Below are 21,498 nucleotides of genomic sequence, written 5' to 3' on the forward strand. Positions count from 1 at the left end.
AGGCTCTCGCGCTTGTGTCTGCAAAAGAGATGTCCTTCGTACAAGACGAGCCCTCCCGATGGATCGTTTAAAGCTGCATTTCGGCGAGAGCTCTCCGCAGTGGTTCATCAGATATCTGGATGGGGCCGTGGAATGGTTCATCTATGTCCAGAACCAGATATACAGACGCCGCGATCAAGGTCGACGCAACGACGAACATCCCAATAACCATTGGGTTTTTCGGAGCTCGATACCCAAAACTCGCGAAGATAAGGGTGAGCCAGGCTACTAGCATCGCAATCAAAGGCCCTGGAATTGTGCCATCAGATTGCTCGACAATCCTCCAGCGCTGCTCGATCAGCGAATGATACTGCTGTCGAATATCTTGGATCATAATTTCATGAAAGTGATCCGATGGTTTTATGCGGCCCAGCGCAGTGCCGATCTCGTCGAGGTATTGAGCTGCAGGGCTTTTGCGATGCTCTAGTGCCTGGTCTCCTCGATACGGGTTCGCAATGGCCTGTTCTAGGTAGGTAATCAAATGCCCATGCGTTTCATGCGTTGCCTCGCCGTAAGCATTCAATGTGCGGTCGAAAATAATCAGGCTCGTTGCATACGCATGGAAGCTCGCATCAATCGACTCGAAAGTGTTTTTTGCCGAGTTGATCATCAGGCCGAAGACGAGCGAAGTCATGACGACGAAGATATTGGCCACCAACCGAACCACCACGTTGGTTTCCTCATCCCTGTGACGAGCAGCCAGCTTTGGGTAGCAGTTCATCATTACGAGAGAGGCTAGCAACAGACAGCCAAACACGGCGAGTGCGATCCAAGTTGAGTCCATACTTCTTTTTGGGGATGCGGACAAAAACTTGGACTGGTTATGCCGCGAGGCCCAGGCTCTCACGATACTCAATGGGACTGAGAGCGCCGAGGGAAATTTTGATTCGTTTCTCGTTGTACCAACGAATGTATGAATCCAAAGTCTGAATGAACTGCTCGATGCTCGTTGACTCCCAATTGCGAGGATAGAACAGTTCCGTTTTCAGCCGGCCGAAGAAGCCTTCACAAGCCGCGTTGTCAGGCGAGCAGCCCTTGCGCGACATCGAACGAATCAGCTTCGCATCAGCGATGCGCGATAACCAGCCGGGCCAGCGGTAGTGAGCGCCACGATCGGAGTGAACAACAGGCCGTTTATCTTGGCAGGCCATCGTTTTAACGGCGGCATCCAGCATCGTGTTCACAAGCTCGGCGTCAGGACGCGTGCCGATCGACCAACTGATGACCTTGCCATCGAAGCAGTCGATCATAGGGGACAGGTACACCTTGCCGGCCGGGATCTGGAACTCCGAGATGTCAGTCAGCCATTTCTCATTCGGAGCAGTAGCGGTGAAGTCCCGGTTGACGAGGTTTTCCGGCGCGGGGCTGATCTCCCCGAGGTAGGAACCGTATCGACGCCGTTTCGGCTTTGCGACGACCAGGCACTCCTGCTTCATCAAGCGCTGCACCACCTTCTCTGACAGACGCATACGCTGCCTACTCAGCGAAGCTCTCATGCGTCGGTAGCCGTAGCAGCGATGATTGCGCTCGAAAATGTCCGCCATGGCATGACGCACTTCGGTGTACTTTTCCGCGACCTGCATTCGGGCTCGATGATAGAAATAAGAGCTTCGGGCCAAGCCCAGCGCTTCAAGCAGCTCGGACAAAGAATACGTCTGCCTCAGGGCATCAGTCAGCAATGTCTTTTCCCGATTGGTCAGGACTTGCCGATTGATGCCCGTATCTTTTTTTATGAGTTCATTCGCCTTCATCAACAGTTCGTGTTCAAGCTGCAGACGACGCACGTCGAGCCGAAGAGATTCAAGTTGCCGCTCCAACTCTTCTCGTTCCGGTGACGATGGAGTTTTTTGTCGGCGTTTCATGGATGCGGATGCCTCTGGGCCTAGTAACTGGTTTTTCCAGTTGTACAAGGTCGGCCTGCATACGCCTAGTTTTTCAGCCACGGCTTTCGCACTTTCTTGTCGCGTGCACAGCGCGATGACCGCTGCCTGCTTCATCGCTGGCGGGCGGGCCAACCCATCAGATCGGCCGACGACACGCATATGCAACTCGGGGTGCAATTCGTAAATCCAAGCACGCAACGAATCCCGTGCGGGGTAGCCCAACGCTTTGATGGTAGCGGCGATGCTGCGACCGTGTTCGAGATAGTACCCGACAGCCTTTTCCCTTTGGGCCAGTGAGTACTTCGACTTCGAGTTCTCGTAGCTACGCGGCAGGTCGAGGCATCGCTCATACTCTGCATGCCAACTCTTCAAAGAGTTCTTCGTCGGGTAGCCCAGCTGACGAATCGTTGCCCCGGTGCGCTTCCCCAGTTTGATGTAGAGCTTGACTGCTCGGATGCGGTCTTCGTATGAATACATGAACTACCTCCAGGTAGTCCAAGATTTCCGCCGCATCCCCCAAATAAACCCATGGCTTAGCGGCAACTCCAAATCGTCGCGGGAAATGTTCTTACGTCGCCATCAAAGCTTTAAGCTTGAGCTGCAAGTCCTGTTGGGTCGGCAGTGAACTGAGGCCCAAGTCAGGATCAGTGCGAATCAGCCGTCGATCGTGATCTGGCCAGCTTTCCAACGGATCATCATCCAGGGCAATCCAATTCGTCAGACCAGCCTTGGTTACCGCAGCACGAATCTGCTGATAGCGGTTGTACATGTCATAGCCCTCAAGCGGCGCTTTGGGCATCTTGGAGTGCCATGTACTGCTCACCGCAAGAACCTGCAACTCTGGCGGCAAGGCAGCACGTGCACGGCGGAAACCAAGGACGCGCACCCAGCTCGTCGATAAGCTGATTTTAACTTGAGGAAATCCCCTCAGAATCTCCACTAGGATTCCGGCATGCATCATCAGTCGACCGGATGCACGCAACACCAAACCACTCCGGGTACGGTAAACGTCGTCTGGGTGCAACACCCCATCAAAATCGAGAAATAGAACTCGATCATTCGGCGTCAGCCGGCTGCTTGTCGGGCAGTTCGAATCAAGCATGTAAAAAAAATCTCAAAGCTAGCCCTCCTGGAAGCTATCTGCTTACCCTGCAGAGCCCTGCCGTATGCACTCAATCAACTCCGTCAGTAGCTCGTCAAGACTGACAAGCCCATCCGCATATCGCTGCATCTCAGCAAGGTGCGTAGAGGAAGGCCGCACACCATCGAGTACCTGACAAGCAAGAACCTCAGCCACTGCTCTGCGACGTCGTTCGCGCTCGAGATCATCGTTCTGCACGTGCCACCTCTCCTTCGCCGAGAAAGCCTCCACCAAAAGGGGAAACTTGGTATGAATTACTTACTTAGACGCCTTACTGAAGCGCTGAGAAAGACATCGACATTAGCCCCTATCGAACCAATACTTCTCAGTGGTGATCACCTCTCAGCCTACTTTCATCGAAAAGGCGGCGGCCAAGCTTCCTGGTTTTCTTTGACCTGTTCCCTGGAGGAGGTAGACCGTACTCTTGGTTTCAAACATGCAGCCTTCGGTGAAAGACACGCCGAAATTGCTGCGAACCCACATTTGAGGTTGAAAGCGGCCTTTACTGTCCAGGACTATCTCATGAGCGAATAGCGTCGTGGGAAGTAGCCCGAGCCCGGTGAGCTTTTCTTTCTCATCTGGGTTAACCGTAAGGTCGATCAAATTCCATTGCCGTACTACGCAAAATGCTTTTCCAGGGAAGGCTTTTGCGGCCAATGCAATCAGCTCATCTTGGGTACCCAGCCAGCCAGGCATCTCTTCCCCTGCCCCGTAAAGCAGCCGCGTGATTTCTTCTAACGTGACCATATAAATTTCTCGAATTCGTTCGCAGCGAAACTCCGCTTGCTGAGGCTCATTGCTGAATGGTTGCTCATCGAATTTCGATCAGGAACGATTCAATTGGCACAGGTGCTGATTATCAAGCTCGTCTTTCACTCCGCCTCCATCAACGCTTTCAGCTTGACCCGTAACTCTTCTTGGGTCGGTTCTGAGCTAAGGCCCAAGTCAGGATCAGTCCGAATCAGCCGTCGATCGTGATCTGGCCAGCTTTCAAAAGGATCATCATCAAGGGCGATCCATTTCGTCAGGCCAGCTCTGGTTACCGCAGCACGAATCTGCTGATATCGGCTGTACATGTCATAGCCTTCAAGTGGTGCCCTCGGCATCTTTGAGTGCCATGTACTGCTCACGGTGAGAGCCTGCAAATCGGATGGCAAGGCAGCGCGTGCACGGCGGTAACCGAGGATGCGCACCCAGCTTGTCGACAAGCTGATTTTGACGTTAGGAAATTCCTTCATTATCTCGACAAGGATTCCGGCATGCATCATGAGTTGTCCGGGGGCACGCAACTCCAAGCCACCCCGCGTTCGGTAAACGTCGTCCGGGTGCAGCACCCCATCAAAATCGAGAAATAGAACTCGATCATTCGGCGTCAGCCGGCTGCTTGCCGGGCAGTTCGAATCAAGCATGTAATAGAACTCTCAAAGCCAGTCCTCCCGGAAGCTATCTGCCTACCTGGGAGAGCGCTGCCGTATGCACTCAATCAACTCCATCAGAAGTTCGTCAAGACTGACCAGACCATCCGCATATCGCTGCAGCTCAGCAAGGTGTGTAGAGGAAGGCCTCACACCTTCGAGTGCCTGACAACCAAGAACCTCAGACACTGCTTTACGACGCCGTTCACGCTCTTGCTCATCAATCTGCACGTGCCACCTCCCCTTCGCTTAGCCAGAGCACCCACTAAAGGGGAAGCCTGGCTAAGAAGCGATTACTTAAACGCCTTGCTGAAGCGCTGAGAAAGTGTCGCAGCATCGATCACCGCCCAGCTTTCCGGTTGGCTACTTTTCATAATGAAGTTGATCGCACATCCAACCATGAACACACCCGCAGCGACTCCTTCCCAAGCTGCAGCCTTAAACGTCGCCGGTACCAGATAACCAGGGTCGACGCTACCGGTTACAAGGTGAATCGGATAAGGCGAAATGAAGCATCCTGCGACAGCCACCGCGATCATCAAGGGGATTGCTGCGAGGATGATTAGCATCGGCACTTTTATCTGGTACTGCTTCGCCGCGACGAGCTTTCCGCTCGAGCCTTTTACGGCGTAGATGATGGCTTTGTTTTCTGTCTTGTCTTTTTTCTTTGTGAAGATGCCGTACAGGGTCACACGCTCCCCCGCCTCAATCTCTTCAAAAATCTTTCCTGGCAGCAACACATTCGGTAGCACCTGCCCATCGATAACGATGCGCGCGGTGACAGTCCCCTGCACGGCGGCAATCACTCGTGGCTTCTCGATCACTCCAGTGACCTGACGGCAATCAAATCGAATCAAAACGTGCTCCTGTAATTTTTTTTAGGACGTAGCCAATCGCACTGCTTGACTGGCAGCGAGGGTGAAAGTGTTGAGTCAGTTACGCGCGAAGCGAAAAAACGGTACTAAGTTTTGCTTGCTTCCTTAAACCATCACCAAGCAACAGGTAGATCGTGCTTTTGGTTTCAAACATGCATGGGTGGTCATGCGATAGTCCGAAATTGGTGCGTACCCAGTGCCCGGGCGCGAATCGCTGTCGGCTGTCCTGAACGACTTCGTGTGCATAGACGACCGTGGGTAGGATCCCCATGGAAGTGAGTTTCTGATGCTCGTTCGGGGTGAGTTGCAAGTCGGCGATGATCCATTGCTTCACCAGGCAGAAAGGTTTTCCAGGGAAGGCTAGCTCGGCGAGGTTTTTCAGCCCGTCCTGAGTACCGTGCCATCCGGGAGCCTTCTCACCTGAGGCATAAAGAAATTGACTGGCCGCTTCTAGTGTTGTAGCCATGGGCTCTCCGGAATTCGTCCCATTAATTCGTCGCGCTTTCAAAGTGCTGACCAGCTTTTGTGATGAACTCGTAAACTGGGCTGCTCTCAGTTCCGGGCTTTATACGTATTTCCGAAAGCAACTCCATCGATAACCCCGCACGCTTCGTCATGGAAGAAGGTGCAAGCAGTTGAACTTGATTCACATTCAGCGCTTCAAGCCCCTCTCCTGTACAAAGGAGATCAAGCTCCTTTACATCGGACACCAGCCGAACCCAAGGGCCAAATTGACCATCGACCAACCCGCAACCCTCAACGAGGAAGTAGTAGCTGACAGGATTGAGCTCAACAGACTTCCAAATCAGCCGAACGCTGTCAGCTGCGTTGAAACGACCCTTCAGCGCATCTCCATTGGTTACAAACACATTCACCTACCTAGTAGTCAACATTTGCTGCCAGAGACGTAGCTGGCAATTTATGTTTAAAAATACTGATCACTCAGACCTCGTGCGGAGCGCTGCTGGCTCTGAAATGCTAGGAGATTTGGCCTCCGCTCCCTCTAGCCGTCATGCCTCACCTGGTGGGCTCGATTTCAGTGCTATCCACATGGTTGACGATGTAGCAAAAAAGGGCTGATGGTGCTTCACCAGCCACCCCTACCCAAATGCGTCGCTTCAAGGGAACTCAACAATTACGAATAATACACTGATTCAGCGTTTATTCGTAAAGCCCAAATGTGGCTATATCCTGACTTTTGGCCAAGTCATGGATCTCAGAACCGCTTTCGCAGGAGTGTTGCGTGCACTCCGTCTCGTCCGTGGTGCCCGGTATGCCGACCTCTCGGACGCCACGCACCGTCGCAAAGTCGCTGAACTCGAGAATGCTCAGACGAGCATTACCCTTGAGCAATTCGACGCTCTCGCTGAGTCGTTGGGTCTAGATGCGATCGCCCTGGTGGCGCTGTGTGTGTCTGAGCGAGAGGGAGTCGTACCTCGGCAGAGGATTCTCGATTCGATCAACAAGCTCGCTGACTTCGAGGCCGCTGGCGGGATGGAGCTGATCCGGGAGCAATTCGATGCCACCGGCTCCCTGGTCAAGAGGTCTCGCGGTAGACCGCTAAACACCGAGAATGAGAAGGCAGTGCTCGCTCTTAAGGTTGAAGGTGCATCTCCACAGCAGGCGGCTACCAGGTTGGGGCTAGCACTCAGTTCAGTAATGGAGTACTGGAGAAAATGACAACTCACCAGAGAAGGGCTCTGTATTATCTAGTGGCCTGAGCGGTTAATTCATTAATTTATTTTTGGTTATGCTCCGCTTTGTTTTACGCACCGAACTGATAATGGCTTCAGCCGTTTTACTCCATTTAAGGTGGGCGGCTGAGTGCTCGTTATGGGCTTAGATAAATTAGCGGATGGCCGTTTTAAATTCGGCCACGCTGGTGATGATGCCCCGGCCCAGCGCTCGTCTTTCCAGCTAGAAGAACCAGCCCTCCACGGCGTTCAGCCAGGACGCGCTCGTCGGGGTAAAGTGCAATTTGAAGCGTGGATGCTTTTCCAGCCACTGCTTGATGGTGGCAGTTTTGTGGGTTGAGCTGTTATCCAGAATCAAATGCAGATCCAGTGCGGCCGGTGTGCTGCGTTCGTCGGTCGCAGGAGCGCTATACTCCTTGGCCCGATGACGTTGGGTAATCCGCCCGATGACCTAGCCCGTCATAATGTCGAAACCCTCCGCAGTCATACTGCTGCGTCGAAGATGGTTTAAATTTTACGAAGTAAGCTTGGAATTACACAGCCATCTGCCACGATCAAATCTTCGTTCAGTGCAGTCACCTCTCCCTCATTAATGGTTGCAGGTTTGCGTGATGAATTTTCTTGAATGCTTTCACCGTCAACATCATTTTTTTGAAGCGTACGGAGGGCGTGCTGGTAACCATGGTAGCCTGATATTTTGGCTGCAATGTTCGATGCCTCGCAATAAACAACGTTTTGCTCTCGCTTTATCCGCTTTGCTTTCTTCTTGATACCATTGATGGTGAATGCAGGGCTGGAGATGGAGTATTTAGTCATGTCAAAGTCTCTCTAAAAAATAGAGTATCGCTGGTTAGAATTACAGCGCACCAATACTAAAAATAGCTGGCTTTCTATCCAGAAAAGTATTGATACGATCTACTGCAAAATCGACTATGTCGTTCACGACATCTGACGCGATTACCGTCGGCTTGCAGATCCTACAGAGTACGTTTTGTGGCCAGTCATACATACAGTGGATCACAAACGACTCCAGAAATTTGAAGTCCAGTAAAATCAAGCGCGGCACTCTACTTCTAATAATCGATTCATATGAAAGTAAAGACGTTTCGCTTGCATCCTTGCCATGTATGTATTTGTTAAGGCCTGTTATAAACAACTTACTTGGCTTTGAATCGCCCCGGGTTTTCTAGACACTCTCCAGGCTCGCTGCGTAACGCTTTTCAAACTCTACCGGTGACAGCTGATTGTTGAAACTGTGGCGTCGTTTTGGGTTGTAAAACATCTCGATGTAATCGAACACATCATCCCGAGCATCCTGGCGTGTAGTGTAGATTTTACGCTTGATCCGTTCCCGCTTTAGCAGCTGGAAAAAGCTCTCCGCCACCGCGTTGTCGTGGCAGTTACCTCGACGACTCATGCTGGCCACCAGGTTGTTAGCTTTCAAGAAGCTTCGCCAATCTGAGCTGCTGTACTGACTGCCTTGATCCGAGTGGATCATCACCTCTTGCTTCGGCTTGCGTCTCCAAACCGCCATCAGCAGTGCATCAATGGCTACGTCGCTGGTCATCTGCGACTTCATTGACCAACCAATGATCTGGCGTGAAAACAGATCGAGCACCACGGCCAAATACAGCCAGCCTTCATATGTTCGGATGTAGGTAATGTCTGTGACCCAGACTTTGTTGGGTTCTCTGACATCGAATTGGCGCTTCAGTAAGTTCGGTGAGGCAACGGCTGGTTTACCGCCATATTTCCCCGGCCTCCGTCGATACCCAGTCTGAGAGCGTAGCCCTTCAAGGCGCATCAACCTAGCCACCCGGTGACGGCCACAGCTCTCACCAACCTCTCGCAGGTCATCATGGATCTTGCGATAGCCATAAACACCACCACTTTCCAGCCAGGAATGTTTTATCAATCCAAGCAGTCGCTGATCGTCCTTGGCTCGCGCAGATTTTGGTTCTGATAGCCACGCGTAGTAGCCGCTGGGATGAACCTTGAGCGTCAAGCAAAGCCGTCGAATCGCGTAATGACCCGCTTGCTGCTTAATAAAGGCGTACTTCAGCCGCACTCCTTGGCAAAGTACGCGGCGGCCTTTTTTAAGATGTCTCGCTCCTCCGTCACCCGCTTCAGCTCGGCACGTAGACGACGAACCTCTGCGCTTTGATCATCCTCCTCAACGCGCTGTTCTTGGGGCTTGGTGTAGCGCTTAACCCAGGCATAGAGGCTGTGTACGGACACACCCAATCGTGCAGCCACCTCCGAGACAGGAAGCTTCTTTTCGGTCACTTTGTTGACCGCCTGGATTTTGAATTCTTCGGGATATCGCTGGTTGCTCATGGCACCTCCTAATGGGCCTCATTTTAAGGCTTGGAGGTGTCTACGAAACCCGGGGCGATTCACTCCCTACTGCCTCTCATTTAAGGACGATCATCATGGCAAGAAAGGTATTTTTCAGCTTCCAGTACGAAGACGTGCACCGTGCGATGAACGTGCGCAACAGTAACGTGATCGCAGCTGACACCAAAGTAGGCTTCATCGACAAAGCCGATTTTGAGGAAGTCGAGCGCAGGGGCGATGCGGCCATCAAGAAATGGATCAACGATCAGTTGCATGGAACGAGCGTAACGGTGGTTCTGGTTGGTGCGACTACTGACAAGAGCAAATGGGTGCAGTACGAGATCGAACAAAGCATCGCGGGTGGCAATGGCATCCTGACCATCGACATCAGCAAGGTCGCAGACCTCAACGGAAAAACGACCGATTGCTGCACCCTTCGCGTCCCAGGCGCCCCCCACTATCTGTGGAATAACAACAACGGCCGCGAAAATTTGGGCAAGTGGGTTGAGGCTGCGGCGAAAGCGGCTGGCAAACCATAATCAGGTTCGTTTCCGAGGCGCCGAAGGGCGTCTCCTCTTTCTCTAAGACACGGATTAACTATGCGCACGCGATGACTCGAACGCAGATTGATTTGAACACAACCTCTCCCCTAGGGCAGGCGTGTACGCGGTTATTGAAAAACGGTTTTTCCCACGTCTTCATAGGCTTAACTGTCATGGAGTGACTTCCTTGTTTTCGGTGCATCCAGGGTAAATGGTGCAGCTGCGGCCATCAGGCATGAGGAAAGTGCTGAAATCCTTCTCATTGCCACGACAAAATGCGTACTGATCCTTGAATCCTTTGCCCATGCAGCGCTTCCAGCCATCGCTGACTTTGACCCAGGTATCCTTCATGTAAGGTCGCTCTTCATCAGCGAGATTGATTTTCAACCGTACGGTTTTACCAGGGAGTTGATCCAGGGTATAGGCGGCAGATGGCTTACCTGGTATTGGCTTTCCAGCCGGATCGTATGTTTTACAGTCGAGAATTTTTGTCAGTCGACGCAAACCACCAGCCGTGCGGAACATCCATTGGCATTGGCCGGAAAACTCGCTCTCACCAGCTGAGTTAAAAACGCCTTTATCCATACTCAAGAGATCCTCGCGCACGGAAACGCCCGCCCAGTCTCTCCCCATATCTCCAAAATCAGCACCGTAAGTAGCGTTGATTTCCAGGTCTATCTGATTGATCACCAACTCACAGCCTTTACTGGAGCGCCGTATTTCAATCTGCGAATCCGGTTTGTACTCCTTTCTCCACTCGCGGTTGAATTGCGGATTCAGATTGTCGCGCTTAGCCAAGTCGCACGTTTGGCCTTTAGCGGGCACGTAACTCACCGTCGCGACGTAGGCGAAATTCTTCGGTAGATCCGCAGTAAAGGTGAAGGTGTTCGACTTGTCAGACGCCGTGGCTGTGCAGCCAACCAAAAGCATCATGCAACCCGTAAAAGTCAGCCCAAAAACTGCACTATTCATAAGGTTTTGCCTCTTGTCATGTGCAGATTTTCTATATGCGTCATGGGGTTCATTCCTTATTTTCGTTGCAGCCGGGGTAGATGGTGCAACTACGGCCATCAGACATTTTGAAGGTGCTGAAATCGACGTGATTACCTGAGCAAAAGGCGCCCTCATCCTCAAAACCCTTACCCATACAACGTTTCCAGCCGCCTGCTACCTTGACCCACGTATCTTCTATGTAGGGTTTTTCTTCGACAAGTTTGATTTTTAGTCGAACTGTTTTACCGGGCAATTCTTCCAGGGTGTAGCCACCGAAAGGATGCCCCTGCAGTGACATACCCATTGCTGAGAACGGTTGATTGAAGGTCAAGGTGCCTTGAGCGTCGGTACTTTTGCACTCAAGTACCTTTACCAGACGGCGCGAATCCTCTCTCGTGAGAAATAGCGATTGGCATGCGCCATAGAAGTCGCTTTCGCCTGCAGCGCTGAAGCCGCTTTTGAACTTATCTTCAATCGGATCACGCACGATAATGCTGGCGAAAGCAGTGGCAGAATCACTTTCTCCTGGCCCATAGGGGGCTTTGACATACAGCCCAATGTCACTCATTACTAAATCGCAACCGTTGACGGTTTTGTGAATATCGATACGGGCGTTTGCTTTGTAGTCAGTTCGCCATTCTTCGTTAACTCGTTCAGTGGCCTCACCGAAGCAGCTTTGGTCTTTGGCTTGCGAATAATGCACCGTTGCTGTGTACGCGAAATTCGACGGCAAGTCGGCTGTCAGCGTAAAGGTGCTTGGTTTGACGGCAGCCGAACAGCCCATAATAAGTGCCAGGCATCCGCTAAAAATCATCCCTTGGACGACAGATTTCATACGGAGGTCTCGCCCTGCCAGTAGAGCGACTCTTCATGAATGCGCTCGAAGTGTGCTTCTGGCGTTTCGGCGTGGTGCGGGAACCATGACTTGGGCAGGTGATACTCCGGGGCCTTTAAACTCTGATCGACAAAGAAGTGAAGCTGCTCCGGCTCCTTCCAGCCCCAGCTGCGAGCCAGTTCCAGCTGTGTGCGCAACCAAGCATCAAAATTTTCCTGTTCAGCAAGCTTGGCTAGCGTCTCGGTGTGCTCGACCATGAGGTAGCGACGGACATTATCAAACTCCACAGCCGCGCTAGCTGCCTCAGATTGAGGAATGCTCAGCCACGCAGGACTGGCTGGTAATGGGTGCTCGCCAGGATTGGAGTTCTCCGTGACAGCCCATTGCGAGCTTTCCCAGTAACACACGCTGGATATTGGCCCGAGGTATTGAGGGTATTGATCAGCATTGAGGTGAGTCAGGGCGCGAGTCAGCACTCTGTTGTCGTGAAATCTGTAGATGGCTTGATTCGGGCGCTCGCCGGCCACAAGACGTTCACGCATATGAGTCGCGATTACATCGACATCATGATTCGGGGAACTGGCAAACCAACCCCAGTTACGCTCAGGGCTCTTCAGCGGGTAGACCGGAGCGTTGACTTTGTTCGTAACACAACCTGTGATTAGGGGCTTATCAGGATCCCCCTCCAAATAGGTGACAACGACTTCCATGCCAATACGCGGGATGGTCACCGAACCGAATCCCTCCCCTGCCCAGCTTGAGGCCACCCGCAACCAACAGCTGCTGTGATCGCTATTCAGCTCTGCCCTGTCCCAATGGAATTCCACCTTGACGCGACCATACTCGTCGCAAAAAATCTCTTCGTTAGCCGGCCCAGTTACACGTGCTGTCTGACTCACCAAGACAGCTCTACGCTCAGGCATAGGTGGGCGGTAAAAAACATCCCACGGAATTGCACTGAAGGTATTGCGGTAGCCCTGGGTGAAGCCATCCGCTGGGCTGGTATCACTTGTAACGGATTCCTCAAGCGCTTGGGGTTGCTTGCCTTCATGCTTAACACTCACCAACAACCACAAGTCGTTGCATACCTTGCGTGGGTGCTCAATCAGATTGAAGAAATGGCCGCTACGCAATGTAGGCTGGTCGCTACTCCCTTCAGCCAATTGGTAGTCGACGCGATGTCGCTCAACTCCCTGCCGGGCGAGCTGCTTACCAAGCTTTTCATTCTCGATTAGCTCGGGATAACGATAATCCTCAAGCTTTGGCGTGAACTCAGCAGTGAATGCGCTCTCAAGCAGTACGCTTGGCCGCTTGAGATCGTAACCACGACGCGTTGTGGTGCTAGTGCGTGTACTGAAGCGCATCGAGAACCGGCTGACCACTGGCTTGTCTGCAGCGAGCCCTGAGCCCTGCTGGTAAGGCGTATCGCCAAGCTTTGGGAAGAAGGTCTGATCATCCGTGAACACCAGTTGATGACCATCCTGACTGTGCTGGTGGTGCCAGGCGATGCCGTCCTCGGCGCACAGCCGCTGGATGAACTCGAAGTCGCTTTCCAAGTACTGAGTGCAGTAGTCACGCACGGGGCTGGTGGAGACGTTAAAACTGAAGGCGTCTGACTGGATCCCGTGCCCATTCAGCACCTGTGCGACGATCTGCGGCACCGTCAGGTTCTGGAAAATACGTTGGTTGTAGCTGAACTGCAGATAGTGCAAAGCTGGCACGAGCGTTATGTGGTATCTGGTCAGGCGCTTGCCGGCATCGCCAACGTACACGTCTTCGATGAACCCATGAATGCCCTCGCCGTTCAGCCCAAACTGAAGAAATGACTGCTGGCTTAAGAGGCTTTCCAGGTCGAGGTCTGGGTACTCGCTTACGAGTTCTATCTTGATCGCATACAGGGTGCTGATGGCTTCCGCGCCATCAAATGCCAGCACTTTGAAATCATTGCGGATAGAAGGGATCAGTAGCGCGAAGTGTGCGGAATCTGCAGGCGCAAACATAAGCTTATCCTTAAGCCGAAAAATGAGAATGAGGGGGTTTGATGCACTCTATTCTGAGAGCTGGCAGTCGCTTCGAATGAGCCGATATCCATCAACGTAGTTGGCTTGAGAAAGGCCCCATTATTTTAAGCAGTGCAGTGTTCTCCACAGGAAGCAGCAGCAGCAGCAGCAGCAGCAGCAGCAATAGGAGGCCGGTCGACTAGAAGAGTTCCGTATACAGCAGGTAAAGTGTTACCACTGATCTTTTTGAGGGAAATATCTGCGTCCACATCTGTTTCATGACCAACAATAATGGAAAGTTCGCCCCAGTTGGATAGTCCCTTGACAGGGAAAAACCCGGCTCGTTTCTTGTGGTCGGCCACACTGCCAAGAAGGTCACAGCCCCTTATGAACATACAGCCCACTTTGCTGATCTTGGCGTCTTGATTCAATGGGCAGTCTTCGTATTCCTTCCAACAGAGAGCATGAATGTCAACAGATGCTACAAGCCAGGTGCTGCAATTTTTAGGCATGTTTGCCAAAGCTGTTTTTGGCACATAACCACTCATGCAGCTTCCTTTTCAACCATGGGAAATACGGCCGTTATCTGGGCACAATGACTTTACTTCGAAGCGCTAGCACGGAGCTGAAGCAAAAATCCTAAGGTCATGCTCCGATTTCCTTCAATGTCACAGCCAGCGAGAGGATACCCGCTCTCGTGCTTGTTATTGAATAGTGGCTATTGGCTACCGAATGAAAAGAAAAAAAACCACATTGAGAATTGACTGTCCATTTATCTCTTGGTAAGCGTTTGAAGAGCGGATAGATATGACGATGTTCGGCAAGCGCGCGGCCAAGTCGCTTTCCGTATTCAAGCATTAAGGAGCACGTAGTCATTCAGGGGCCGAGCTATCTTTTGAGGCTCAGGCACTACTGTATTCTCGTAACACCTCTACGGTCGGAGCGCCCACATGTGGGGCTGCTTGCGTTTGCCGGCGTACTCGGCATCGGCGAAGGTCATTTGCATCATCGGGAAACTCGGCGGGTGGAGTCTGGGTATTTTGCCAAATCGGAAAGTCTTCTTCAGAGTTTCCTTAAAGGAATGCCTACTATCGCCGATGCGTTCTGATGGACTGCCCTTCAGCAGGATCAGCCGCTGCGCCCGCGGCCTATCTGAAGGATGTGATGATGGAATCGAAAGATACCCTGGTGACGGTGCGATTCGAATTCCGGACGAAGCGCTGCAGGAGCTCGAACTGGATGTCGGCGACGCTGTGTACCTGATAGAAGAATTTGTCGGCAACACGCGATGACTAGTCCTATCAAAAAATCTCAAGTCGTGGATCGAATAGACGAACTCACGAATGCATGGTGACTATGATGCAAGGCAGCTGGGGCGTGATCCAAGATTCGCTGCCTGCCCTTCCCTGCTCTCAGGATTGCAGCATCTCGACGTCAGGAAGTGGCATACAGGCCCATACGACGATCAGCCGAAAAGTCTGAAGCAAACAGTCGAATGGTTGGGTCTAGTTTGGCAGGGTACTTATCACCGAGGTATCGACGATGCGAGAAATGTGGCTTCGATCGTCAAGGAAATGCTGGGTTAGTGATGAGCCGGGCCTTAAGGCCCGAATGTGCGATTGTCCCTACTTCCGCAACAGACCGAACGAATCGTCCACTGGTGACCAGCGCTCTACGGCTGTGGGCATCTCAGGCAATGATCGGCGTCTCAATGAATCGATCAGCCGACTCCATGTAGGTGGCTAGGTCGACGATTTGTCGTAGGAAGACGACGACCTCAAGTTTCTGGGCGTCATCGGGTAGCCCTATCCGTCTTAGCATCGCTTTAGCGTCCTCTTCAATCGCCGCTAGCGCATCAATATCGCTCTGCAACCTCATGTAGGCCTCCTGCCAGTGTGAGATCAGAGATACATATCCCACTTCGCCATATCACGCCAGCCAGCAAATGCGCTGCTTCGCTTGGCAGCGACACGGAGCGGCGTCGCCACGTGCGGCAGCGTCTTGTCGATGCGCTCATGGCAGCTCGACTCAGGTTGGCAGCTGATACTAATTGTGCGGGCTGATCTTGATGCGATCAATTAACCAACGCCCTGCCGGCCCAGGCAACGTGTTGGTCGAGTGAACAGCAGAAATATCGATCTTCACCCCCTCTCTGGGGATGCTCTCGACATCAAGCATCACTAAAGTGCCTGCCGCCAAATCTTGTTCGATCATATGCAACGGCATGCTGCCCCAGCCGACGCCGTCTTTTAGGAAGGCGTACTTGGTCGATAGATCGGCCAAGCGCCACGTCAATGGCGATATCACGCCATAATCTTGTCCCCCCAGCATTTCTGAACGGTCTGTCAGCACCAGTTGGATGTGCTTTGCCAGTTCACGCTTGGATAACTTGCCCGTCAGGCTGGAAAGCGGATGATCTGCGGCGGCCACCATCACCAGTGAAAACTCACCAATGCGCTCGCTGGATAAGGAGGGAAAGTTCATTGGCAGCGAGGCCAGAATGCCGAGACTGCAACGGCCATCCAATATCGGTTGATAGCCGGCGCCCAGTCCTTCGACAAACATTTTCAATCGCGTCAGCGGGAAACGTTCGGCGAACTCCTTGACCACTGCGGTAATCGCCGAGGTGGGGAAAAACACGTCCACCACCACCGACAACTCTGGCTCAAGACCCGATGCCATGAGTTTGGCCCGTGCCTTCAAAGTGTCCACTCCAGAGACGATATTGCGTGCATCCGTGAGTAATAGCGCGCCTTGAGGCGTCAGTTTGGGAAATCGTCCAGAGCGGTCGAACAGTACGACGCCAATCTGATCCTCTAGGCTACCGACCCAACCACTGACGGCCGACTGAACTCGATTGAGTTTTCTGGCCGCCGCCGAAAAGCTGCCCTCATCCACTGCTGCAACAAAGGTTCGCAGCTGATCAAGTGATACGCCGTCGAGCATTTCGTTTTCGCTCCATCTCATGCAGAGATACTTTACATCTCAATATACCGTCTATTCAGATGCACGGTAAAAGCTCATCGTTCTCGTGACGCTCAACCCGCACGATAAAGGTGACTTCACCATGCAAATTCTCCATCTCGACTCCAGCATTCTCGGTACTGCTTCAGTCAGCCGCCATTTGTCCTCGAACATTGTTGATCGCTTGAAAGCACTACATCCTGACAGCCAGGTGATCTACCGGGATCTCGCGCTCGACCCAGCCCTGCACCTTTCTGCTAAGCATCTGGCCGCATGGCAGGGTGCCGGGAGTGACAATGCAATGCTCACGGAAGATCTCTACAAAGGCACTGCATATCTGCAAGAACTGCTCGAATCGCATGTCGTCGTCATCGGCACGCCCATGTACAACCTCACGATCCCTACTCCGCTTAAAGCGTGGATCGACCGAATCTCGTTGGTCGGCAAAACCTTCCACTACACCGACAAAGGCCCCGAAGGCCTGTTGAAAGACAAACAGGCCTACATCGCGTCATCTCGCGGTGGCGTGTATTCCTCTGGGAGTCCTGCGGCGTCTTTGGAACATCAAGAGACCTACCTGATCGGATTGCTGGGGTTCCTGGGTATCAGCGATACAAAGGTTATTCGTGCTGAGGGCTTGGCTATCAATGCGCAGGTCAAAGATGCCGCCATCGCTAAAGCTCTCGAAGACATCGCTGCCATCACCGGCTGATCACAACCCGCACTTCCTTTTCCCGCAATAGAGGATTTGAGCATGACTTACTCCATCATCGGTTCCGGCAAGGTGGGCACCGCCCTCGCCCGCCAATTCGCCCGTAATGGCATTCCCGTCGCAATCGCCAACACCCGAGATCCGATCAGCCTCGCGCCGCTCATCAATGAGTTGGGCAACACCGTGACTGCGCAGCCTCTTGAACAGGCCCTCGAAGCAGAGATCGTCATTCTCGCCATTCCTTTCGGCGCTCATCGAGAGATTGGCCAGCAATTCGCGAACTGGAAGAACAGGATCGTCATCGATGCGATGAACACTTATGGCGTGCCGCCTCAGGAACTTGGCGACCGCGCTTCCACTGACGTCGTCGCCACCGCTTTTGTCGGCGCAAGGGTGGTGAAAACCTTCAACCAGCTCCCTGCGGCAATGCTCGCCAAAGATCCTGCGCGAGATGGAGGGCGCCAAGTGATGTTTGTGTGGAGCCGGAATCAGGAAGCCAACACGACCGTTACCCAACTGGTGGATCAGTTGGGCTTTGCCCCGATATCCTTGGGTGAGATTGATGAAGGCGGAAAGTTGCTGGGCTTGGGCGGCCCACTCATCCTTCAAAACATCATCAAATATCAATGATTTGATGGCTGTGGTTCATGTGCCGTGAGCAACTACCTGTGGGGTTGCACTAAGCATGAGGAGGTAGTCTAAGAAAGACGCTCGATGGAAGGGTCTGGTACACACCGAAGCCACGAGTTCCACTACCTTGAAACAGGTTGTGGTATCACGCACATCGTGATCCGTGCCATAAAAAGGGCCCTCGAAGAGCCCTTTTGTACTCAAACCAAAATCACTTGGCCACCCAAGACTCAACGAGATCGAAGTCACCTCCGGCTTGACTCACCCTTTGCTAAGCTAACCTCTTGCATGGAGGACTCGCAATGCCGAACTCAGAACTGCTCCCTTCCCTGATATTCACGACCAACGTAAACCAGCAAGTCCTTGAGTCTGCCATCATGGAACTGACGGTCTGGCGTCGACCAGCTAGGATCGTGTGAGGTTGGGGGCAATGTACGAGGGCGCATTAGACACCACCGGCAAAAATGAGAAGTCATCACTATGAGGCTCGCGGAGCGAGCGACACCGAAATGAAGCGTACGTATCGCGCTCTGGCGTAGGTTGGATTAGCTGATACAGCGGATATCAAAGCGATGCGCTACGTAGGATCGTGATGGAGCTTGTCTTCCCTATCAAATGCTCAACGCAAAGCAGGATAGGTATCGAGCCGCGAAAGCCCTTTCCCTGTCTATTCAGTTTTTGGGGAGCCACCGCGTGAACTTCTTTCAACCATCGAGACGATTATTTCTAAAAGTTCATCCATCGCTTGCTTGGGTGTGATCTCTCCATTGGCGGCGGCGTGGGATAGTGCTTCAGCCGCACCAAGCATCGCACGCAGGCTCGCCGATGAGATATCGCCCTTTCCGGCAAATGGAAGAAAGGCCAGCCGGCATTTGTTCAGGAAGACCTTTTCATACCTACGCTTGATCATTCCGAGCTCGGGTGAGCTGGCCAACGCCGCGATCACCCCGGGTATTTCGGTGCCTTGGAGCATCACACAGTCGATGTAAGACGACGCGATGACCGTTGCCGTACTTATCAGCGTCGGCTCACTGGCCTGAAGAGCGGCGTCCATGAGCGCGGTCTGACGTGTGTCGAACTCTCTATAGAGTGCCGAGAGCAGACCTGGTCGGCTGACGAAGTGGTCATAAACTACGGGCTTAGTAACGCCCGCCTGTTCAGCGAGTCTTCCAAGCGTCAGCGCATCTGTTCCCTCGTTCCGAACAAGCCGCCAGGCGACGTCCATTAACTGACGCTGCCTATCCTCTCTTGACAGACGGCGGCGGGGCTCTGGATTTGTGTCCTGCTCAACTGTTTTACTGCTTGACATGACTATATACCAAACGTAACTTATGGGTGTAACCTACCGATAGTATATAGGTTAGGCCGTTGCCTCTCAATCACACGCAGGAGTTTTCGCCGTGCACGCACTTATCGTGATTGCCCACCATGATTCCCGGTCACTTACCCATAGCCTCGCCACACAAGTCGCTGAAGGTATATCCACTGACCCCACTAACTCCTTCGAAATCGCCGATCTCTCGGCAGAAGCTTTCGATCCAAGGTTCACAGCCTATGACCTTGCAGTTCATCACAGGGAAGCGCGGCCCCCTGCAGATGTTGCCGCAGAACAAATGAGAATCGATCGTGCAGATGCACTTATTCTGGTCTACCCCATTTATTGGTGGTCGATGCCGGCGATTCTCAAGGGATGGATAGATCGCGTATTTACGAATGGATGGGCTTTTGACTTTAGTCCCGAAACCACGCTTGTGAAAAATCTTAGTAAGCTGCAAGTTCATTTGGTGGCCGTCGGAGGCGCCGATAAGGGAACCTATGCTAGATACGGATATGCTGATGCCATGAAAACGCAGATTGAGCATGGGATCTTTGACTACTGCGGCGCAAGCGTCGCTACGTCCGAACTCATGCTGGAGTCAGAAAGCCGAGATCCAATTTTTCACTTGGAAGCAGCACGAAGCCTAGGTCGTAACTTGTTCAGTGCATCCAAGGAGTGTGTTCGTGACGAAGAAAATTCCATCTCTGCAGTTTGAAAATCGTTTGCTCAACGTCTTCTGTCAGCCTCATCATAGACCAACATCGGCTAAGACTTGATGCAAAGAATAAATAGCAACAATGCAATTGGTTGATCAAAGGAAAAAGCAGATGAACGTATGAACGAATGGTTTTATCAAATCTGAAAAATCAATCTATTTATAAGGCTGTGCAGCGAAAAAAGAGCTAAAGCATTAAAGGCAAAATATCAATTCATCGAAAATCACAACCAACATAACAGCAGCAGTTGCCACAATTATATATACCCACTGCCAATCATGAACGGTAATGATATAAGTTTCATTTAAAAATCAATTAAATAGTCTCGCAAATACTCACGACGTCGAAACGCTTGCTGCGTAAGGGAGTACCAAAACAAAATTAAATTAGAAGAAAGGAGCGCAACAGCAAGGGGGTTGAACACATCTTCATATGGCTTTCGAGTATACGAGAGCCATCGCTAAGTCTACGGATACTTAAAGTGGCTTCTCGATTTGTAATGGCTCCCCGACAAGGCCAATACAAAGTGTCGCATCAGCCTTCGCAGCTAAAATTCAGCCCTTCTTCAATCAGCACGAAGACGTCATCAAGCACATCTGAATATAGGACAGAGCGTCCGTCTAAATCTTTCCAAACTTCATAAGCGGCACTATGCGCAAACTCCAAAACACCAGCGACGACACCGGGACGAATGTCCTGAGCAGGATCAACACCCATCTTACTTGCAATCACTGCAATCAATGAAGCTTGACGAATCTGTGTGCGCTCTAAGTTTCTAGCGCAAACTAATGGATGGCCGCGAATCAGATGCTTTAAAACTTTGAACCTATCGGAGTCCAATCCATAAGAACCAAGCTCACAGCCATTGACAACCTCAACTACTGCGTGACGCAAAGCCGTCAAAATTGGCTCGCCCTCAGGTCTCGCACTCAAGGCTGTTATGATTTCATCATGTTCGACTTCTTGGTAATCAAGAACGACTTCCTCTTTCGAAGAGAAATACCGGAAGAAAGTACGTGAAGACACATCTACTTTATCCGTAATATCTTCAATCCTTGTCTCGTCAAATCCCTTTTCTTCGAACAAATTGTACGCTGACTCGATCAAAGCCTCACGTAACATCAACTTCTTCCGCTCTCTGCGGCCGATATCCTCAGGTGCCTTCACAATCTACCTCTTCCTGATTAATTTCTATTCCTCGCCTTCGTCTTAATGCCAGCTGAGCTCCTACGTTTTAACATAGGCAGACTATTTTCTCAACGAGATAAATAACTCACAACGACAAATGTCATAGACTGAACCGTTATGATTTCGCTGGGACGCGATGGGCTTAGCGCAAGGATTCAAGATTTCGCGAAAAAAATGCTGATCATTATAGGACGGAGCCGACCTGCCCCCGTCAAC

Annotated in this window: 26 protein-coding genes and 1 pseudogene; 6 read left to right on the forward strand and 21 right to left on the reverse strand. The window is 52.0% G+C overall.

Going from position 1 to position 21,498, the window contains the following annotated elements:
- Positions 1–67: 67 nt before the first annotated feature.
- The 10 genes from BI292_RS23840 to BI292_RS23875 all read right to left on the reverse strand — a co-directional run bounded on the left by BI292_RS23840 (position 68) and on the right by BI292_RS23875 (position 6,222).
- The gene (locus BI292_RS23840) at positions 68–823 is read right to left on the reverse strand and encodes a DUF4239 domain-containing protein (protein WP_101209403.1); all 756 of its coding nucleotides are present in this window, start codon (positions 821–823) and stop codon (positions 68–70) included.
- A gap of 37 nt (positions 824–860) precedes the next feature.
- Entirely contained in the window at positions 861–2,399 is a 1,539-nt protein-coding gene (locus tag BI292_RS23845; protein WP_101209404.1) for an IS3 family transposase, read from the reverse strand.
- Between the two features lie 91 nt (positions 2,400–2,490).
- The gene (locus BI292_RS23850; protein ID WP_256592736.1) at positions 2,491–3,024 is read right to left on the reverse strand and encodes an HAD domain-containing protein; all 534 of its coding nucleotides are present in this window, start codon (positions 3,022–3,024) and stop codon (positions 2,491–2,493) included.
- A gap of 42 nt (positions 3,025–3,066) precedes the next feature.
- Positions 3,067–3,294, reverse strand: a complete 228-nt coding sequence (locus BI292_RS29540) for a hypothetical protein (protein WP_371918754.1) — start codon at positions 3,292–3,294, stop codon at positions 3,067–3,069.
- Positions 3,295–3,405: 111 nt separating this feature from the next.
- Entirely contained in the window at positions 3,406–3,810 is a 405-nt protein-coding gene (locus BI292_RS23855; protein WP_101209405.1) for a hypothetical protein, read from the reverse strand.
- Positions 3,811–3,935: 125 nt separating this feature from the next.
- Positions 3,936–4,472 carry an HAD domain-containing protein gene (locus BI292_RS23860; RefSeq protein ID WP_101209406.1) on the reverse strand — a complete coding sequence of 179 codons (537 nt, stop codon included), beginning with the start codon at positions 4,470–4,472 and terminating at the stop codon, positions 3,936–3,938.
- A gap of 42 nt (positions 4,473–4,514) precedes the next feature.
- Positions 4,515–4,709, reverse strand: coding sequence for a hypothetical protein (locus BI292_RS29545; RefSeq protein WP_157831302.1), 195 nt, complete (start codon positions 4,707–4,709; stop codon positions 4,515–4,517).
- A 62-nt stretch (positions 4,710–4,771) separates the two neighbouring features.
- Entirely contained in the window at positions 4,772–5,335 is a 564-nt protein-coding gene (locus tag BI292_RS23865; RefSeq protein ID WP_101209407.1) for a hypothetical protein, read from the reverse strand.
- Between the two features lie 79 nt (positions 5,336–5,414).
- The gene (locus BI292_RS23870; RefSeq protein ID WP_101209408.1) at positions 5,415–5,819 is read right to left on the reverse strand and encodes a hypothetical protein; all 405 of its coding nucleotides are present in this window, start codon (positions 5,817–5,819) and stop codon (positions 5,415–5,417) included.
- Between the two features lie 22 nt (positions 5,820–5,841).
- Entirely contained in the window at positions 5,842–6,222 is a 381-nt protein-coding gene (locus tag BI292_RS23875; protein ID WP_101209409.1) for a hypothetical protein, read from the reverse strand.
- Between the two features lie 340 nt (positions 6,223–6,562).
- Here BI292_RS23875 and BI292_RS23880 point away from each other — a divergent pair, with 340 nt between their 5' ends.
- Positions 6,563–7,033: a Cro/Cl family transcriptional regulator gene (locus BI292_RS23880; RefSeq protein WP_101209410.1), complete on the forward strand. Its 471-nt coding sequence runs from the start codon at positions 6,563–6,565 to the stop codon at positions 7,031–7,033.
- Between the two features lie 45 nt (positions 7,034–7,078).
- Here the strand turns inward: BI292_RS23880 and BI292_RS23885 are convergent.
- From BI292_RS23885 to BI292_RS23895, 3 genes and pseudogenes are all read right to left on the reverse strand, one after another.
- Positions 7,079–7,519, reverse strand: a pseudogene (locus BI292_RS23885) (transposase); the annotation flags it as partial.
- A gap of 35 nt (positions 7,520–7,554) precedes the next feature.
- Positions 7,555–7,863: a hypothetical protein gene (locus BI292_RS23890; RefSeq protein WP_101209411.1), complete on the reverse strand. Its 309-nt coding sequence runs from the start codon at positions 7,861–7,863 to the stop codon at positions 7,555–7,557.
- Positions 7,864–8,233: 370 nt separating this feature from the next.
- Positions 8,234–9,384, reverse strand: a protein-coding gene (locus BI292_RS23895; RefSeq protein WP_101209412.1) for an IS3 family transposase whose coding sequence is annotated in 2 segments (ribosomal slippage) — positions 8,234–9,150 and positions 9,150–9,384 — 1,152 coding nt in all. Because the reading frame shifts where the segments join, the coding sequence is not laid out codon by codon here.
- A 95-nt stretch (positions 9,385–9,479) separates the two neighbouring features.
- On the opposite strand from BI292_RS23895, the gene BI292_RS23900 reads away from it, so the two are divergent.
- Positions 9,480–9,923: a TIR domain-containing protein gene (locus BI292_RS23900; RefSeq protein ID WP_101209413.1), complete on the forward strand. Its 444-nt coding sequence runs from the start codon at positions 9,480–9,482 to the stop codon at positions 9,921–9,923.
- A gap of 174 nt (positions 9,924–10,097) precedes the next feature.
- Here the strand turns inward: BI292_RS23900 and BI292_RS23905 are convergent, their stop codons facing one another.
- From BI292_RS23905 to BI292_RS23920, 4 genes are all read right to left on the reverse strand, one after another.
- Entirely contained in the window at positions 10,098–10,898 is an 801-nt protein-coding gene (locus BI292_RS23905; RefSeq protein ID WP_101209414.1) for a hypothetical protein, read from the reverse strand.
- Between the two features lie 49 nt (positions 10,899–10,947).
- Entirely contained in the window at positions 10,948–11,754 is an 807-nt protein-coding gene (locus BI292_RS23910) for a hypothetical protein (RefSeq protein ID WP_101209415.1), read from the reverse strand.
- The gene (gene tssI, locus BI292_RS23915) at positions 11,751–13,754 is read right to left on the reverse strand and encodes a type VI secretion system tip protein TssI/VgrG (protein WP_101209416.1); all 2,004 of its coding nucleotides are present in this window, start codon (positions 13,752–13,754) and stop codon (positions 11,751–11,753) included. The genes BI292_RS23910 and tssI overlap by 4 nt, the downstream gene beginning before the upstream one ends.
- A 125-nt stretch (positions 13,755–13,879) precedes the next feature.
- On the reverse strand, positions 13,880–14,302 hold the full coding sequence (locus BI292_RS23920; protein ID WP_101209417.1) for a hypothetical protein: 423 nt from the start codon (positions 14,300–14,302) through the stop codon (positions 13,880–13,882).
- A gap of 402 nt (positions 14,303–14,704) precedes the next feature.
- On the opposite strand from BI292_RS23920, the gene BI292_RS29550 reads away from it, so the two are divergent.
- Positions 14,705–15,046, forward strand: a complete 342-nt coding sequence (locus BI292_RS29550) for a hypothetical protein (RefSeq protein ID WP_371918752.1) — start codon at positions 14,705–14,707, stop codon at positions 15,044–15,046.
- Between the two features lie 397 nt (positions 15,047–15,443).
- On the opposite strand, the gene BI292_RS23935 is transcribed toward BI292_RS29550, so the two are convergent.
- Positions 15,444–15,632, reverse strand: coding sequence for a hypothetical protein (locus BI292_RS23935; RefSeq protein ID WP_101209418.1), 189 nt, complete (start codon positions 15,630–15,632; stop codon positions 15,444–15,446).
- A gap of 168 nt (positions 15,633–15,800) precedes the next feature.
- On the reverse strand, positions 15,801–16,700 hold the full coding sequence (locus BI292_RS23940; protein ID WP_101209419.1) for a LysR family transcriptional regulator: 900 nt from the start codon (positions 16,698–16,700) through the stop codon (positions 15,801–15,803).
- A gap of 121 nt (positions 16,701–16,821) precedes the next feature.
- Here BI292_RS23940 and BI292_RS23945 point away from each other — a divergent pair, with 121 nt between their 5' ends.
- Both BI292_RS23945 and BI292_RS23950 read left to right on the forward strand, forming a co-directional pair.
- A complete protein-coding gene (locus BI292_RS23945) occupies positions 16,822–17,430 on the forward strand; it encodes an FMN-dependent NADH-azoreductase (RefSeq protein WP_101209420.1) in 609 nt (202 codons plus the stop codon).
- Between the two features lie 42 nt (positions 17,431–17,472).
- The gene (locus BI292_RS23950; RefSeq protein WP_101209421.1) at positions 17,473–18,060 is read left to right on the forward strand and encodes an NADPH-dependent F420 reductase; all 588 of its coding nucleotides are present in this window, start codon (positions 17,473–17,475) and stop codon (positions 18,058–18,060) included.
- A 667-nt stretch (positions 18,061–18,727) separates the two neighbouring features.
- Here BI292_RS23950 and BI292_RS23955 read toward each other — a convergent pair.
- Positions 18,728–19,369 (reverse strand): TetR/AcrR family transcriptional regulator, encoded by a 642-nt coding sequence (locus BI292_RS23955; protein WP_101209422.1) that lies wholly within the window; start codon positions 19,367–19,369, stop codon positions 18,728–18,730.
- A 91-nt stretch (positions 19,370–19,460) separates the two neighbouring features.
- Here BI292_RS23955 and BI292_RS23960 point away from each other — a divergent pair, with 91 nt between their 5' ends.
- Complete coding sequence (locus tag BI292_RS23960; RefSeq protein ID WP_101209423.1) at positions 19,461–20,093, forward strand: NAD(P)H-dependent oxidoreductase; 633 nt, start codon at positions 19,461–19,463, stop codon at positions 20,091–20,093.
- Between the two features lie 535 nt (positions 20,094–20,628).
- On the opposite strand, the gene BI292_RS23965 is transcribed toward BI292_RS23960, so the two are convergent.
- Positions 20,629–21,261: a TetR family transcriptional regulator gene (locus tag BI292_RS23965; protein ID WP_101209424.1), complete on the reverse strand. Its 633-nt coding sequence runs from the start codon at positions 21,259–21,261 to the stop codon at positions 20,629–20,631.
- Between the last annotated feature and the right edge of the window lie 237 nt (positions 21,262–21,498).

This window comes from Pseudomonas sp. 43NM1 (assembly GCF_002836905.1).
GTDB lineage: Bacteria > Pseudomonadota > Gammaproteobacteria > Pseudomonadales > Pseudomonadaceae > Aquipseudomonas > Aquipseudomonas prosekii.

Coding starts and splice junctions, on each gene's coding strand:
- BI292_RS23900 (WP_101209413.1), top strand. CDS start 9,480: ATGGCAAGAAAGGTATTTTTCAGCTTCCAGTACGAAGACGTGCACCGT.
- BI292_RS23920 (WP_101209417.1), bottom strand. CDS start 14,302: ATGAGTGGTTATGTGCCAAAAACAGCTTTGGCAAACATGCCTAAAAAT.
- BI292_RS23850 (WP_256592736.1), bottom strand. CDS start 3,024: ATGCTTGATTCGAACTGCCCGACAAGCAGCCGGCTGACGCCGAATGAT.
- BI292_RS23955 (WP_101209422.1), bottom strand. CDS start 19,369: ATGTCAAGCAGTAAAACAGTTGAGCAGGACACAAATCCAGAGCCCCGC.
- BI292_RS23840 (WP_101209403.1), bottom strand. CDS start 823: ATGGACTCAACTTGGATCGCACTCGCCGTGTTTGGCTGTCTGTTGCTA.
- BI292_RS29550 (WP_371918752.1), top strand. CDS start 14,705: ATGTGGGGCTGCTTGCGTTTGCCGGCGTACTCGGCATCGGCGAAGGTC.
- tssI (WP_101209416.1), bottom strand. CDS start 13,754: ATGTTTGCGCCTGCAGATTCCGCACACTTCGCGCTACTGATCCCTTCT.
- BI292_RS23905 (WP_101209414.1), bottom strand. CDS start 10,898: ATGAATAGTGCAGTTTTTGGGCTGACTTTTACGGGTTGCATGATGCTT.
- BI292_RS23845 (WP_101209404.1), bottom strand. CDS start 2,399: ATGTATTCATACGAAGACCGCATCCGAGCAGTCAAGCTCTACATCAAA.
- BI292_RS23950 (WP_101209421.1), top strand. CDS start 17,473: ATGACTTACTCCATCATCGGTTCCGGCAAGGTGGGCACCGCCCTCGCC.
- BI292_RS23890 (WP_101209411.1), bottom strand. CDS start 7,863: ATGACTAAATACTCCATCTCCAGCCCTGCATTCACCATCAATGGTATC.
- BI292_RS23855 (WP_101209405.1), bottom strand. CDS start 3,810: ATGGTCACGTTAGAAGAAATCACGCGGCTGCTTTACGGGGCAGGGGAA.
- BI292_RS23945 (WP_101209420.1), top strand. CDS start 16,822: ATGCAAATTCTCCATCTCGACTCCAGCATTCTCGGTACTGCTTCAGTC.
- BI292_RS23910 (WP_101209415.1), bottom strand. CDS start 11,754: ATGAAATCTGTCGTCCAAGGGATGATTTTTAGCGGATGCCTGGCACTT.
- BI292_RS23870 (WP_101209408.1), bottom strand. CDS start 5,819: ATGGCTACAACACTAGAAGCGGCCAGTCAATTTCTTTATGCCTCAGGT.
- BI292_RS23940 (WP_101209419.1), bottom strand. CDS start 16,700: ATGCTCGACGGCGTATCACTTGATCAGCTGCGAACCTTTGTTGCAGCA.
- BI292_RS23880 (WP_101209410.1), top strand. CDS start 6,563: ATGGATCTCAGAACCGCTTTCGCAGGAGTGTTGCGTGCACTCCGTCTC.
- BI292_RS23860 (WP_101209406.1), bottom strand. CDS start 4,472: ATGCTTGATTCGAACTGCCCGGCAAGCAGCCGGCTGACGCCGAATGAT.
- BI292_RS23935 (WP_101209418.1), bottom strand. CDS start 15,632: ATGAGGTTGCAGAGCGATATTGATGCGCTAGCGGCGATTGAAGAGGAC.